This window comes from Bilifractor sp. LCP21S3_F8 (genome assembly GCF_052117805.1).
Classification (GTDB): domain Bacteria; phylum Bacillota; class Clostridia; order Lachnospirales; family Lachnospiraceae; genus Bilifractor.
Genome location: NZ_JBQKIK010000005.1, coordinates 39402 through 54321 on the forward strand (window position 1 = coordinate 39402; position 14920 = coordinate 54321).

The 14920-nt window shown below is 48.5% G+C and carries 12 protein-coding genes; 2 read left to right on the forward strand and 10 right to left on the reverse strand.

Translation table 11 applies throughout. The features are described 5' to 3' along the window. Window positions 1-62: 62 nt before the first annotated feature. The 7 genes from ACTQ3A_RS03815 to ACTQ3A_RS03845 all read right to left on the reverse strand — a co-directional run bounded on the left by ACTQ3A_RS03815 (window position 63) and on the right by ACTQ3A_RS03845 (window position 8147). Entirely contained in the window at window positions 63-629 is a 567-nt protein-coding gene (locus ACTQ3A_RS03815) for an HD domain-containing protein (protein WP_441494090.1), read from the reverse strand. A 179-nt stretch (window positions 630-808) separates the two neighbouring features. Continuing rightward, complete coding sequence (guaB, locus tag ACTQ3A_RS03820) at window positions 809-2269, reverse strand: IMP dehydrogenase (RefSeq protein ID WP_441099832.1); 1461 nt, start codon at window positions 2267-2269, stop codon at window positions 809-811. Window positions 2270-2544: 275 nt separating this feature from the next. After that, window positions 2545-3045 carry a DUF6106 family protein gene (locus tag ACTQ3A_RS03825; RefSeq protein ID WP_441494091.1) on the reverse strand — a complete coding sequence of 167 codons (501 nt, stop codon included), beginning with the start codon at window positions 3043-3045 and terminating at the stop codon, window positions 2545-2547. Between the two features lie 267 nt (window positions 3046-3312). Next, on the reverse strand, window positions 3313-5151 hold the full coding sequence (locus ACTQ3A_RS03830) for a DHHW family protein (RefSeq protein WP_441494092.1): 1839 nt from the start codon (window positions 5149-5151) through the stop codon (window positions 3313-3315). 12 nt (window positions 5152-5163) lie between these two features. Further along, window positions 5164-6528, reverse strand: a complete 1365-nt coding sequence (locus tag ACTQ3A_RS03835) for an MBOAT family O-acyltransferase (RefSeq protein WP_441494093.1) — start codon at window positions 6526-6528, stop codon at window positions 5164-5166. 15 nt (window positions 6529-6543) lie between these two features. Further along, on the reverse strand, window positions 6544-7035 hold the full coding sequence (locus ACTQ3A_RS03840) for a DUF4358 domain-containing protein (protein ID WP_441099838.1): 492 nt from the start codon (window positions 7033-7035) through the stop codon (window positions 6544-6546). Between the two features lie 170 nt (window positions 7036-7205). Beyond that, window positions 7206-8147: a GDSL-type esterase/lipase family protein gene (locus tag ACTQ3A_RS03845; RefSeq protein WP_441495246.1), complete on the reverse strand. Its 942-nt coding sequence runs from the start codon at window positions 8145-8147 to the stop codon at window positions 7206-7208. A 516-nt stretch (window positions 8148-8663) separates the two neighbouring features. Between ACTQ3A_RS03845 and ACTQ3A_RS03850 the strand changes: the two genes are divergently transcribed. Together ACTQ3A_RS03850 and ACTQ3A_RS03855 are read left to right on the forward strand one after the other, a co-directional pair. Next, window positions 8664-9776, forward strand: coding sequence for an ABC transporter ATP-binding protein (locus tag ACTQ3A_RS03850; protein ID WP_441099840.1), 1113 nt, complete (start codon window positions 8664-8666; stop codon window positions 9774-9776). Between the two features lie 339 nt (window positions 9777-10115). Further along, complete coding sequence (locus ACTQ3A_RS03855) at window positions 10116-11183, forward strand: PucR family transcriptional regulator (protein WP_441494095.1); 1068 nt, start codon at window positions 10116-10118, stop codon at window positions 11181-11183. A gap of 242 nt (window positions 11184-11425) precedes the next feature. Here ACTQ3A_RS03855 and groL read toward each other — a convergent pair whose 3' ends face one another. From groL to codY, 3 genes are all read right to left on the reverse strand, one after another. Then, window positions 11426-13051, reverse strand: a complete 1626-nt coding sequence (groL, locus tag ACTQ3A_RS03860) for a chaperonin GroEL (RefSeq protein WP_441099843.1) — start codon at window positions 13049-13051, stop codon at window positions 11426-11428. A 196-nt stretch (window positions 13052-13247) separates the two neighbouring features. Continuing rightward, complete coding sequence (locus ACTQ3A_RS03865; protein ID WP_441099844.1) at window positions 13248-13523, reverse strand: co-chaperone GroES; 276 nt, start codon at window positions 13521-13523, stop codon at window positions 13248-13250. 556 nt (window positions 13524-14079) lie between these two features. Beyond that, window positions 14080-14886, reverse strand: coding sequence for a GTP-sensing pleiotropic transcriptional regulator CodY (gene codY / locus ACTQ3A_RS03870; protein ID WP_441099845.1), 807 nt, complete (start codon window positions 14884-14886; stop codon window positions 14080-14082). Between the last annotated feature and the right edge of the window lie 34 nt (window positions 14887-14920).

Below are 14920 nucleotides of genomic sequence, written 5' to 3' on the forward strand. Positions count from 1 at the left end.
GCTCGCGTAAAAAAAGCCCATATCCTTCGACGATATCGTCCGGATATGGGTCTTTTCATTACTTATTCCGCGTCTGCCGCCTGTTCCTTCGACTGAAGCCATTTCTCGTATTCCGGATCTCCCGCATCCAGATACATCTCCCGAAAGATCTTCTTGCCACATTCCGTCCGGAATATTTTGCTGTATGCGCTCTGGATTCCCGTAATGGAAGAATGATCTTCGTACAGATTCACCAGAAAATCTGCCTCGACCAGAATCTGGTAATCCATTCCGTCAATGTCTTTATAGGTGTGATGATGACCGATCAGATAGCAGATCCTGTCAATCTCATCCTTTTCAAACCCGATCTTTTCCAGAATAGGCTTTGCTTCGGCCGGTCCGTACTTCTCCTGCAGTTTTCCATCGCTCTTGCCACACAGGATCTCTGCCCTGTGAATTCCGATATCATGAACATAAGCGGCAGCCTCGAGGATCAGCTGCGTCTTCTCATCGAGACCTTCGCCTCGCCCGATTATCGCCGAGAAAGCATGCACCTTGATCAGATGCTGAATCCGCATTGGATCCCTCCGGTCATAATCGATCATTGCCAGACATAATCTGTCGAGCATCTTCCTGCTGTCTGCTTTCATATAGGCCTCCCTTGAATTCTATTTTCCTGAAACACTGATCCTTTGTATAAAAAAACAGCAGAACCACATTTCTGCGCCATTCTGCTGTCCATTATCCATCCGGACCAGATGATCACAGACGTCCACGCCCGTAACGACGGACACAGATCGCTGTGCATTTGGCCCGTTCACTTTCAGAATCAGTTATCGATGCTGTAGTTCGGAGCCTCCTTTGTGATATGAATGTCATGAGGATGCGACTCCTTGAGTGCCGCGGAAGAAATCTTGATGAACTTTCCGGTTTTCTGCAGTGTCGGAATATCTGCCGCTCCGCAGTAGCCCATACCCGAGCGAAGGCCTCCGATCATCTGGAAAATCGTATCCTCCACAGAACCCCTGTATGCCACACGGCCCTCTACGCCTTCCGGCACGAGCTTCTTCGCGCCCGCCTGGAAATAACGATCAGCGCTGCCGTGTGCCTGAGACATCGCTCCCATGGATCCCATGCCGCGGTATACCTTGTACTTTCTTCCCTGGAACAGCTCAAATTCGCCCGGAGCCTCGTCACATCCGGCGAACATACTTCCCATCATGCAGACATTACCACCGGCAGCAATCGCCTTCACAATATCTCCGGAGAACTGGATACCGCCGTCCGCGATGATCGGTGTGCCGGTTTTCTTTGCCTCTTCATAGCAGTTCATGATCGCAGTAACCTGCGGAACACCGATGCCTGCCACGACACGGGTGGTACAGATCGAACCAGGTCCGATTCCTACCTTGACGCAGTCCGCGCCAGCTTCGATCAGATCATGTGTGGCCTCCGCTGTCGCAACATTTCCCGCGATAACCTGAAGATCCGGATATGCGCTCTTAACCATCCGCAGACATTTGAAGATATTCGCGGAATGGCCATGTGCGGAGTCGATAACCACGCAGTCCACATGTGCCTTGACCAGCGCATCCACCCGCTCCAGGACATCATCGGTAATGCCGATGGCAGCTCCGCACAGAAGACGTCCGTATGCATCCTTTGCGGCATTCGGATATTTAATCTGCTTCTCGATATCCTTGATTGTGATCAGGCCCTTCAGATTTCCCTCATCATCGACGATCGGGAGTTTTTCCTTCCGTGCCTTGGCCAGAAGACTCTTCGCCTCTTCAAGCGTAACACCCTCTTTTGCCGTAATCAGATTTTCTGAAGTCATCGATTCCTTGATCTTCTTGCTGAAATCAGTTTCAAACAGAAGGTCACGGTTTGTAATAATTCCGACAAGCTTCTTGCCGACCGTGATCGGCACACCCGAGATGCGGTACTTCGCCATAAGCGCGTTGGCATCCGCCAGCGTATCCTCCGGGGAAAGATAGAAGGGATCTGTAATGACACCGTTTTCCGAACGTTTTACCTTATCGACCTCGTCTGCCTGCTGTTCGATTGTCATGTTCTTATGGATGATTCCGATACCGCCCTGTCTGGCCATCGCAATCGCCATGCGATGCTCGGTAACCGTATCCATACCTGCGCTCATCATCGGGATATTCAATTTGATCTTCTTTGTCAGATATGTGCTCAAATCCACCATATTCGGTGTAACCGTCGAATACTGCGGTACTAAAAGCACATCATCAAATGTAATACCCTCTCCGATAATCTGTCCCATAAACGTTCTTCCTTTCTTCTATCTGACTGTTAATGTGAATAAAATAGCTATACAGATCAGAGCCCTGCAAAGAGCAGAAGTCTGTGACGAAACGAAATCTTAGATATGCATGAGAAAATCGCAATCATATGTCTGCCGTCTGCACATGTTCTGAATAATTTGAAAAAAGTTTAGCAAACCGCACACTGAAAGTCAATGCCTTGTGCGGATAAAAAAGGCTGCCAAAAAGGCTGCCACGCCGGACCTGTCCCGGTCCGGGCAAGCAGCCTGTTCGCTCAATTTGTGAAGAAACGGCTCGGAGCCCGCATCCGCATATCCTTAAGCATGTCTTCACTCGGCGATATAAGAACCTTCTGTCTTTCCTGCTTTGAGGAGATCACAAACGCCCAGGCATTTTTCTCGTCCTCCGGCGTACCCGATGTATAATCAACCACCTTCACATTTTTAAAACCGGAGAGATGATCCGACCCCACCGGAGCGATAACCTCTGCTTCACTCAAGTCATAGGAAGCGCCCTTCTTCCTCGACTGTTTGGAAAAAATCCTGTCAATATCCAGCACTCCGTTTACATAGGAGTACTCATATTCTACGCTCTGTCTGGGAATCAGCCAGATATCGAGCAGAATCATACCAAATCCCGCAAGCAGAAACGCAGGATGCACCATAATTCCGGAAACGAACATCAGGATCGTAAGCAACACAAAGAAAACCTTAATGAACCGGTTCTTCATGGTTGGCTGTACGGAAATCAGTTTTTCCTTAAATAAATCACTCATACCTTTTCTCCTGTCACTTTGGAATTCTCAGATGCCATTATCATAGCATTTTTTGAAGCGAGATAAAACACGCTGCGCGAGTTTTATCCCGCTATCGCGACGCTCGCCGCACACGAATACTTCGCATTCGCCTGCGGCTCACTGTTCACGTAAACGAGATAAAACACGCTGCGCGAGTTTTATCTCGCTATCGCGACGCTCGCCGCACACGAATACTTCGCATTCGCCTGCGGCTCACTGTTCGCGTAAATAAATGTCAGCATGGATTCACCCGGCTGCGCCCGGAGCACTCCCTGTATTCTGTGATGAAGAAGCACTGACGGTATTTTCAGAACCGGAATTGTCTCCCTCGCTGGAAGAAGTACTGGTCAGCAAACGATCCGCGGAAGAGCTGCCGACTGTCTCAGAGGAGGATGAAGACACGGAGGAACTGTTCACACTTTCCGTTCCACTGCCCCCGTTTTCCGCTCCACTGTCAGATACAGAAGAAGCATTTAAGGTGTCCGCAAGATTTGTGTCCGCCAGCAGAGTGTCTGCGCTGTAGAGGAACAGCACATCTGTGATTCCGTAAGAGGTAATGGCAGTCTCGATATCGTCGTAATAATATCTCGGGTCCACCATGATAATGCTCTGAAAATACGGATACAGAAACTGCATGAAGCTGTTCGCATAGGAGTCCTTGAATACCAGCAGATTTCTTCCATTGTTGGCGGTCGTCCGAATCTCCACCACAGGATGATTTCCGCCGAAGAACACCTGATACTGATCCTTTTCCTTCAGCTTGTCACTCATAAACATGGATGTGCTCTTCTCGCCCGTGTCAGGATAGGTCACGTAATACTCCACATCTGTTCCGTCGGGCTGATAGATTTCAATTGAATCCCGCGAAATGTGACGCCCGCTTCTCGACGCCAGAGTGCCCTGGAAGGAATCCGACACCGTGTAAATCGTGTTATCTGTGATCGGTGTGTCAATCCCGAGCTGATTTGCGGCGCCCAGAAAGACTTCATAAGCACCCAGGCTGGTCCAGTGATGGTCTGTCTTGTAGTAGATCTTCTGATCCTTATTCTTCTGCATCACACCGATGGCGTCAATGCTCTGTATTTTGCTGTCCAGGCTATTCTCAAATCCGCGGATATCTGAGATCTGATCCTCTGCCGGAGCATTCCGGGGAAGCTTGTCCGTGAGTATGCTTGCCGCATCCGGAATCATCAGAAGGTTCATGTTCAGATCACTGTGTCTTCCGGAAAAATCATTGATGGCATTTTCTGTCGCGTTAACTGTTTTCTGGTCCGGCACGACCGGCTTCGACAGAAGATATCCGTCTTTTCCGAAATACACATTCTCAGATTCCCGGTTTCCCAGAATCATCGTACCCAGAGAACGGATATTCATCCATATATCCCGGCCGACAAATTGATCCGATTCATAGCTGTTGAAATCACGGAAGAAATCGCCGTTAGCGAGGGATGCCGCCGAAATTTTCGGCAGCTGGGCAAGGTTTCTGTTCTCGTCCGGTGAAAACTCTCTGCTCGGCACAATGAGATTCACGACAAAAATAACCGCGACGGCTCCGAGAAAAATCCGGGTGAGCAGATCGTAGAAATATGCTTTTTTCTTCCCTTTCCGCAATTTTGGTTTCTTCGGCACAAGACCGGGAACTTTCCTTAGTGCCTCGCGATATCTGCTTTTCCTGCCGCCAGCCGCGTTTCCGCGCCTCTCCGCCGCTCCGGCTGACGTCCTGCTTCTTCCGCCGTCTGCCGCATTTCCGCGCCTCTCCGCCGCTCCGGCTGACGTCCTGCTTCTTCCGCCGTCTGCCACGTTTCCGCGCCTCTCCGATGCTCCGGCTGATGCCCTGCTTCCTCTGCCGCCTGCCGCGTTTCCGCGCCTCTCCGCCGCTCCGGCTGACGTCCTGCTTCTTCCGCCGCCTGCCGCGTTTCCTTGTCTCTCCGCCGCTCCGGCTGACATCCTGCTTCTTTCCTCCTCCGCTCTTCCGGAAGTTCGTTTCGAACTGTCCGGCCTGGTCTTCATACGCAGCGGCAGATCATCCGGATAGATCGGCGACGAGTTACCTTTCTTATTGTTATTATCACTGTAATCCGTCATTATCTTCACCTTTCAGAACCTGAAATACAGGAATGTAGAATATGTGGCCCCGACCATATTTGCCACGCAGAAAATCAGCAGCACCACATGAAGCGCAGCCGACAGATAGATCATGTTCTTTCTGCCCCTGTATACCAGAGTGTCATGAAGCCTTGTCAGAAGCGGGCCGCAGCAGATCAACGCAATGATCAGCAGAACCAGATTGCTCGTCAGGTAATAGGCACTGGCTCCATTTGCAAAACCGAGCCCGTCCGCTCCGAACATCTGTCCGAGATAGTGGAACGCCCCTCCGATCGACGGAGTGAAGAAAAAAATCCACCCAACGAAGGCAATCAGATCGGTCAGAAGAATTCGAAGCCACTTCGGGATCAGAAGCCGTTTCTGGCCGATCGCAAATTTTTCCAGAATGACAAAGAAGCCGTGGTAAATACCCCAGAAGAGGAAATTCAGAGTATTTCCATGCCAGAGTCCGGTCAGAATCCAGACAACCGCGAGATTGCGGAACTGTTTCTCACGGGAACAGCGGTTTCCTCCCATCGGAATATAGACGTAATCGCGAAACCAGGCGCCAAGCGATATATGCCATCTTCTCCAGAAATCCGTCACTCCGTCTGACAGATATGGATAATTGAAGTTCTTCTCTATCCGAAAGCCGAACATCCCTGCAAGGCCGATCGCCATATCGGAATATCCGCTGAAGTCAAAGTAAAGCTCCAGAGAATAGAAAATCATGCCCAGCCATGCCGTCAGGCCGGCCATCTGACTCAGGCTGCTGATCTGATGAAAAGCGGTGCTCAGATTGTCCGCAATCAGCACCTTCTTAAACAGGCCGATGATAAACAGATGCATACCGGATGTAAAATATCTGTTTTTTGCCGTTTTCTGCACAAGCTGTTCCCGGAAATCCTTGTACTGCATAATCGGACCGGAGATGAGCTTAGGGAAGAACAGGATATAAAGCATCTCATTCAGGATGTTCCCGTCATCCTCTACCCTTCCGTAATAAATGTCGAAAACATACGAGAGCGCAGAAAAAGTATAGAAAGACATTCCCACGGGAAGAGCAAGCCTGCTGTACTTGAAAATGCCCAGTACCGCGACATCCACAACTACCGCGACAATGACAGTCACCTTACGCCGCAGCCCGTTCCCTGCATCCGCGGACAGCATTCGGATCTGCTGTCCAGAGATATAATTGAACAGCACCGATATCACGAGAACCAAAACGCTCGGAGCATCTCCCCACACATAAAACAGAACGCTGAAAATCAGAAGCGCTGCCTTGCGCCAGATACTTTTCTCTGCCGGTATCAGATGATATACAAGAAGCGAAACCGGCAGGAATAAGAAAATAAAACTTAGTGTGCTGAATGTCATATCACGGTCTCCCCCTTACAGAGCGTTCTCAAATTCCTGCCCGATCTCTCCCGCCTTATCCGCAGAAACAAACAGTGCATAATTTCCCCGGATAGAAATGATGCTTTTCTCAAGCATGGCATATTGATACGTTCCGTAGCCGTTAAAATTGTTCATCTGTGTCTTTTTTCTGGACTCCATAGCACTCCTCACCATTTCCTGATCGCCCGTATCCTTCAGCCTGACCAGGAGAATTTCCTCCGCTCCCATGTTTGTCTTTGGATAATAAAGCCGTATGCCGTCAAACCGGGCCGGATCAAGTCCGTACAGCCGGCGGATCATCTGGTTGGATCCCTCCTGCATCTTAGACATATCCGCATCCGCTGTCACCGCATCCCACACCGTATCAAAATCAGCCTTGCTGATCCGGTTTCCCGTAAAGCTGTGAACCAGAAATACAACGATCAATACCACAAGAATCCATTTGACAATTTCCAGAGCTGTCAGCCTTATACTTTTTGTCTTCATACCTATACTGAATCCCTTATCTTCTATACTGAATCCCTTATATGAATCCCATATCGGAATTTCTTGTCTGAATGCATTTTGTAAAGTCAGCTGAGCCGAGATCAGGGCTGTAAGAACCAGAACTACCTGCACCACAACCGTCTACGTTCTGCCAGGCTGTTTTTCCGGCTTCACGAAGAAGTACTGCTGCTTTTTCCCGAAGAAGAAGCTACATTCTCTGAAGACGCAGAGACGATACTCTCTGACGAAACCGCTGCATCGTCATCCGAGGAAGATACCACATCCTCCGATCCGTCTCCCTGCGCCTGCTGCTCATCATAGACACTCAGCATCATCTGTGTCGCCCACAGCGGATAAAAATCCCGCTGGACATGAATCGAATCCGGATCATACAAATCCTGATGCTCACTCACCAGACCATCGACATCAACCCAGCCGAATCCTTTTTCCTTTACCATCTGGTGGACTGCGTCACTCCATTCCGGAATATTACCCCACGCTGGGGTAGAATCAATTGCGGGCTGCTGTGCCGGAATGATGGAATTGACAAAAATGGACGTATTCGGCAGCTTCTTATGCAGCTCATCCAGTATCGAAGCGTAATCCTTTACATAGTCTTCCTTTGTGCTCCAGAGTCCGATAGAAATATCATTCAGGCCATAGCAGAGGAACAGATTCGCCGGGTTCAGCTGCACCAGCTCATCCTCATGATCTTTAATATTGGCAATGGTATTTCCGGCATCCGCCAGAACGCGGGACTGGGGAAGAAACTCAAAGGTGTAGAAGCCGACCGCTCTGGAATCCCCCATAATCACAGAATCTCCGAACAGACTCCACACATCGATGGTTCCATCCTCCAGCTTCTTCTGCATCTCGGCACGTTCCGCCTGCATTTTCGCCTTCTTCTGCTCGGTCAGAATCTGCTCCACCGTTTTCGGGTCCTTGCTTTCCTGCGCTTTCAGAAACGCCACTCCCTCTTTGATCTCTGCGGTTTTCTTACTGCGTCCGCCGCCGACTGCAGCCGCAATAATCGCGGCTGGAACGCCGATGGCAATGACTGCCGCAATCACAAAACGTCTGGAACGGAATCTCCCGTTTCCGCGTAAATTCATAACCTCGTCGTTCTCCTTCCCCTTCACGTTTACCCAAACAATAATTATATCGGAAATACTATCTAAAAATCGGATGAATATGTTTCAAATTCGTTAAGTTTTCGTAATATTTCGTATCTCAAGTTTCTGATACACAGATGTTTTTTATTATACCATATCCCCTGACATCTGCGGATTCTGATTTCCCCATCCTTCATAATTTCTAGCGTCATCGGTCCTTATTGATAAATTGCACAAGAAAGTGCATGTATTCTCGTCACTCTGACGAAGGTTCCGTCAATTCAATACCCAATACGACGAAACCTGCCCCAAATAATTGTTGACAATACCGTAGCAAAAAAAAAGCCTTTCACGTATACTACTGATCGTAAATAAAAACCGTTCACATTTTGTTGTCTCTCCGGACAGCGACAGACGTCTCGCAGAGTTTTCTCTGAACAGCAGCCGCGCACCGCAGAACAGCAATCCTTATTATCAGAAATTCAGAGATTCATTTTATTTAAGGAGGACAGGACAATGTCTAGTTTGAGTCTGGAGCACATCGGAAAAAAGTATCCCAACGGCTTTGAAGCTGTTAAGGATTTCAATCTTGATATCGCAGATAAGGAATTCATCATTTTTGTAGGACCTTCTGGATGCGGAAAATCCACTACCCTTCGTATGATCGCCGGCCTTGAGGACATCACCTCCGGCACATTGAAAATCGGCGACAAGGTCATGAACGATGTAGATCCGAAGGACCGCGATATCGCCATGGTTTTCCAGAACTATGCTCTCTATCCGCATATGACCGTTTACGACAACATGGCTTTCGGACTTAAGCTTCGTAAGGTTCCGAAGGATGAGATCGACAAGAAGGTCAGAGACGCAGCCAAGATCCTTGATCTGGAGCATCTGCTGGACCGTAAGCCGAAGGCTCTGTCCGGTGGTCAGAGACAGCGTGTAGCCATGGGACGTGCTATCGTTCGTAATCCCCGTGTCTTCCTGATGGATGAGCCGCTCTCCAACCTGGATGCAAAGCTCCGTGTTCAGATGAGAACCGAGATTGCAAAGCTGCACGACAGACTGGGCGCAACCATCATCTATGTAACCCATGACCAGACCGAGGCTATGACCCTTGGTACCAGAATCGTTGTTATGAAGGAAGGCGTCGTTCAGCAGGTTGATACTCCTCAGGTTCTCTACGATGAGCCTTGCAATCTCTTTGTTGCCGGATTCATCGGTTCTCCGCAGATGAACTTCCTTGATGCAGTTGTCGAGGAGAAGGCCGGAACTATCCAGCTGAATTTCGCAGGTCAGAGATTTACTCTTCCGGAGAAGAAGGGCAAAGTCCTCAAGGAGAAAGGCTACGTAGGAAAGACCGTTGTTGCAGGTATCCGTCCTGAGCATCTGTCTGACGATCCGGAAGTCATCGCAAAGAATCCGGGTGAAGTATTCTCCGCAAAGATCAACGTATATGAGCTTCTCGGCGCGGAAGTATTCCTGTACTTCGATTATGACAACACAGCTATGACGGCTCGTGTAAATCCGAAGACACCGGCGAGAACAGGTTCTGAGGTTAAATTTGCGATCGACATGGAAAAGCTTCATGTATTCGACAAAGAGACCGAACTTGCCATCGTTCATTGATTCCATATTACTGATCAGAATATCTGACACAAGAGCACTCCGCAGATTCACCTCTGCGGAGTGCTTTCTTTTGCAGCTGCAGGGATTTTTTCTGTCTGACATACCGTTCATCTACTTGATTCGAAAAAGTTATTATTCTAAAATAAACAGTATACAGAAGTCTTCCGGTCTCTGAAGCTCTGTGCGAAACCGGAGGCAATGAACAGGATTTGATAAATCGTCATAATAAAATCCAAGCGAATCTGAGAATAGAACGGATAATAGAATCTTCAATAAAATTTTAAATAGAATCACTTAAATTGAATCTCAAAGGATTGCATTTCACGAGAAGGGGTCTTTATGATTAACAGTAGAATTTTAAGCAAAGCCATACAGCAGCTTCAAGATATTACCGGAACCGAACTCACACTTTATGGCAAAAACGGAAGCAGAATCACCGGAGATACAGCTTCCGGTGAAGAGGAGGACACTTCCGTCCGTGAACTGATCCGTTCAGCCGCAGACAGCATGACAATCGGCGGCACCACCTACCTGAAGGTCTATGACGATGATATGCCCGTGTACTATCTTGCTGCGGCGGGAGGGCAGAGCCCGGAAATCACCGGCAGAATCGCGGTCAGCGAATTACAGAATCTTCTTTCTTTTTCACATGAGCGGATGGATAGAAATCACTTCATACAGAATGTTCTTCTTGATAATCTGCTTGCCCCTGATATTCATTCCGAGGCAAAAAAGCTGAAAATCCGCGAAGATGTGAACCGGATTGTATATCTGACTGAGACAAGCGAGAAGGACACGGATCTTGCCCTCCAGACGCTGAAGGCCATGTACGCCTCCACCGGCAACGAATTCCTGACCATTGTCGATGCCACCCATATAGCAGTCGTTTCCGAAATCACAGGTCCGGATGACGCCGCAAAGACCGCACATACGCTTTCTGACATGCTGAACGCCGAGGCGATGATTCAGGTAAGGGTTGCCTACGGCCTTCCCACCAACCTCCTCGATCACCTGTCGCAGTCCTATAAGGAGGCACAGCTTGCTATCGATGTGGGACGAATCTTCTACCCGGATCTTCATGTGATCTCCTACGGCAATCTCGGCATCGGACGGCTGATCTTCCAGCTTCCTCACTCCCTCTGCGAGCTGTTTCTTCGCGAAACCTTTGATCATGATGTTTTTGCAGAGCTTGATGAAGAAACCCTGACAACAATCCGGCAGTTCTTTGACAATAACCTTAACATCTCGGAGACTGCGCGTCAGCTCTATATCCACCGCAACACCCTTGTGTACCGCATTGAAAAACTCCAGAAAACGACCGGCCTCGATATCCGTCGTTTTGATGAGGCGATGACCTTTAAAATTGCCATGATGGTCAATAACTATCTGAAGAATACGCAGAAATAACGCGAAAAAAAGCCAATAACCCGATCGAACACGAGGGGGTGATTTTCCCCCTCGTCATAGCGAGATAAAACACGCTGCGCGAGTTTTATCTCGCTATCGCGACGCTCGCCGCACACGAATACTTCGCATTCGGCTGCGGCTCACTGTTCGCGTAAAAAAACCGCCGCACTTTCGTTTACGCGAAACGTGCGGCGGCATTTTTCATTTATATCATCCCGTTATTCAGATTCCGGTGGACAGGATTACATCATGCCCATTCCCGGATTTCCGCCTGCCGGAGCAGCCGGAGCCGGCTCTTTAATTGTAGATACAGCAGCCTCAGTAGTAAGCAGAGACGATGCAACGGATGTAGCGTTCTGCAGAGCGCTTCTAGTAACCTTAGCCGGATCCAGGATACCTGCCTCGATCATATCTACATACTCTTCATTGTAAGCATCAAATCCAACGCCTACCTTGGACTCTCTTACCTTGTCGATGATCACTGCGCCCTCAAGTCCTGCGTTTGCAGCAATTGTTGCCAGAGGTGCTTCAAGTGCCTTCATGACAATCTTTGCGCCTGTCTTCTCATCGCCCTCAAGGGTATCAACAAACTTTGCCAGTTCCTTGGATGCGTGTACATAAGCAGAACCGCCTCCGGCGATAACGCCCTCTTCCACAGCTGCTCTTGTAGCGTTCAGAGCATCCTCCATGCGGAGCTTTGCTTCCTTCATCTCAGTCTCAGTAGCAGCACCGACACGAATAACCGCTACGCCGCCAGCCAGCTTTGCAAGCCTCTCCTGAAGCTTCTCGCGGTCGAAATCAGATTTTGTCTCGGCAATCTGAGCCTTAATCTGAGCAATACGGTTCTTGATTGCTTCCTTGTCGCCGGCGCCGTCGACGATGGTTGTGGTTTCCTTCTTAACCTGAACAGTTTTTGCCTTTCCGAGCATATCCATGGTAGCATCCTTGAGCTCGATGCCGAGGTCAGAGGAGATAACCTGTCCGCCGGTCAGGATTGCGATATCCTGAAGCATCTCTTTTCTTCTGTCGCCATAGCCCGGTGCCTTCACCGCACATACCTTGAAGGTTCCGCGGAGCTTGTTGACAATCAATGTGGACAGCGCCTCGCCCTCAACATCCTCAGCGATGATCAGAAGGCTTGCGCTGGACTGAACGATTTTCTCAAGAAGCGGAAGGATATCCTGAATGTTGCCGATCTTCTTGTCTGTGATCAGGATATACGGGCTGTCCAGATCTGCCTCCATTTTCTCCATGTCCGTTGCAAGATATGCGGAAACATATCCTCTGTCAAACTGCATACCTTTTACAAGGTCAAGCTCTGTCTGCATTGTCTTGGATTCCTCGATGGTGATGACGCCATCATTTGTTACGGACTCCATCGCATCTGCAACCATATTGCCAACGGCTTCATCTCCGGATGAAACAGCGGCTACTCTCGCAATCTGCTTTTTGCTGGTAACCTTCTCGCTCATCTCCTTGATCAGGTCTACCGTCTTGTCTGTAGCCTTCTTCATGCCTTTTCTGAGAACGATCGGGTTAGCACCTGCAGCCAGGTTCTTCATTCCCTCATTTACCATTGCCTGCGCAAGTACGGTAGCGGTTGTGGTGCCATCGCCGGCAACATCATTTGTCTTGGATGCAACCTCACGAATAAGCTGAGCGCCCATGTTTTCAAAGCCATCCTCAAGCTCGATTTCCTTAGCGATCGTAACGCCATCATTTGTAATGGTCGGTGCGCCATAGGATTTATCCAGAACAACATTACGTCCCTTCGGTCCCAGAGTCACCTTAACTGTATTTGCAAGCTTATCTACGCCAGCCTGAAGAGCGGTTCTGGCATCTGCGCCGTATTTAATTTCCTTAGCCATTGTACATTCCTCCTGTATATTCCTGTTCTCTATCTGTCTGTCCGGGATTTTTTAATTACCCGTTTCCGGCAGACACTGATTCAAGTATAATTCCACATAATTATCTGTTTCACAGCCGATTTTCGTATCCGTCGTCAGTCATCCGATAACCGGCTGTCGTCTCAGACTTCAGTATTCCTGATAATCGGTTTCCGTATTAATCCTCAATAATCGCGAGAATATCTTCCTGCTTTGATACGATATATTCCTCGCCGTCAGCCTTAAAATGAGTTCCTGCATACTGAGCAAAAATAACCTTGTCGCCCGGCTTTACTTCCATCTTTACTTTATCGGTTCCTGGTCCTACCGCAATTACAGTTGCCTCCTGCGGCTTCTCCTGCGCTGCAGATGTAAGAATAATACCGGATTTTGTCTTCTCCTCTGCTTCAACCTGTTTCAGTACAACTCTGTCACCAAGTGGAACTAACTTCATAATCTTCAGCCTCCTTATATGGATTTCAATCTTTCACTAATTCTTATGTTTATTAGCACTCATTACCTTTGAGTGCTACTCAACGATATTAATAATAGTTTCAAAAGCTCTATTTCGCAAATCGGTTTTATAACACTGTATCTCGTTATTGCTCGTTATTTCTTCATATTTCTCCTATTTTCTCACTAATTTACTGTTTTTTATTTCAAATCCGATTTCAACAAAAAACGATCCGGTCTGCTTCCCGATTTCAGCGAAACAGGATCCGGTCTGCTTCCTGATCTTAGCGAAACAGGATCCGGTCTGCTTCCTGATCTCAGCGAAACAGAACCCGGTTTGTTTCCTCACCAAAATCATTCTTGCACGAAAAATACCGCGGCTCTGTATGCCGCGGTATTTTTCGTGTATTCTTTCATTATGTAATGAGGCCTGTTTCGTGAGAGTTCCTGTTCCGTCCGATTATATCTAGTAAAGTCCATTTCCAGCTGCTATTCCCGAATATGTCCCGCCTCTTCACGCCGTATGCAGACTTCCGTCTCTCCGGCAGACGAATCAATCAGGCCTTGGCCTTTTTGGCGTTTTCCTGCGTTCTCTTTTCTTTAATCTCAGCCAGTTCGTCGAATATATAATCGTTCAGCACCTTGATGTAGGTGCCTTTCATTCCGCTTGATCTTGATTCAATGACGCCGGCGCTCTCAAATTTACGAAGCGCGTTGACAATAACAGATCGTGTGATTCCGACGCGGTCCGCGATTTTGCTTGCGACAAGGATTCCCTCTGTGCCATCGAGTTCATCAAAGATATGGATAATCGCCTCCAGTTCAGAGAAGGACAGTGTGCTGAACGCAGATTTCACCACCTGGATCTTGCGATTCTCCTCTACATTTTCCTCATTTACAGAACGCATCATCTCGAGCCCGACGACTGTAGTCCCATACTCACTGACAATGATGTCATCGATATCATACTGCGGTTTATACCGGTACATGAAGACCGTTCCGAGTCTCTCACCGGCAATCTCAATCGGATTAATAATTGCGGTATAGTTCTCGTACTTCTCGCCCTCGAAGCCGAGGGTATTCAGATTGACATTTTCCTGCGTAGAAAGGACATTCAGAAAACGGTCATTCAATAAAGGATCCACGTGCGTTCCAACCTCATCTGTGATCAGCTCGCTGATCTCATCAACGCCGCTGCAGGTTGACACTCCGAGGACCTTTCCCTTCCGGCTGATGACGAGAATATTAGACTGGAGGCAGTCCACCAGCACATCGCAGATGTCATTGAAGACAACCTTCGTTGAATTGTTGTTGTGAAGCAGTTTGTTGATCTTTCTTGTTTTGTCAAGCAGCTGTACGCTCATTACAATCTCCTTTCGTACGATGAGAAGTTTCCAT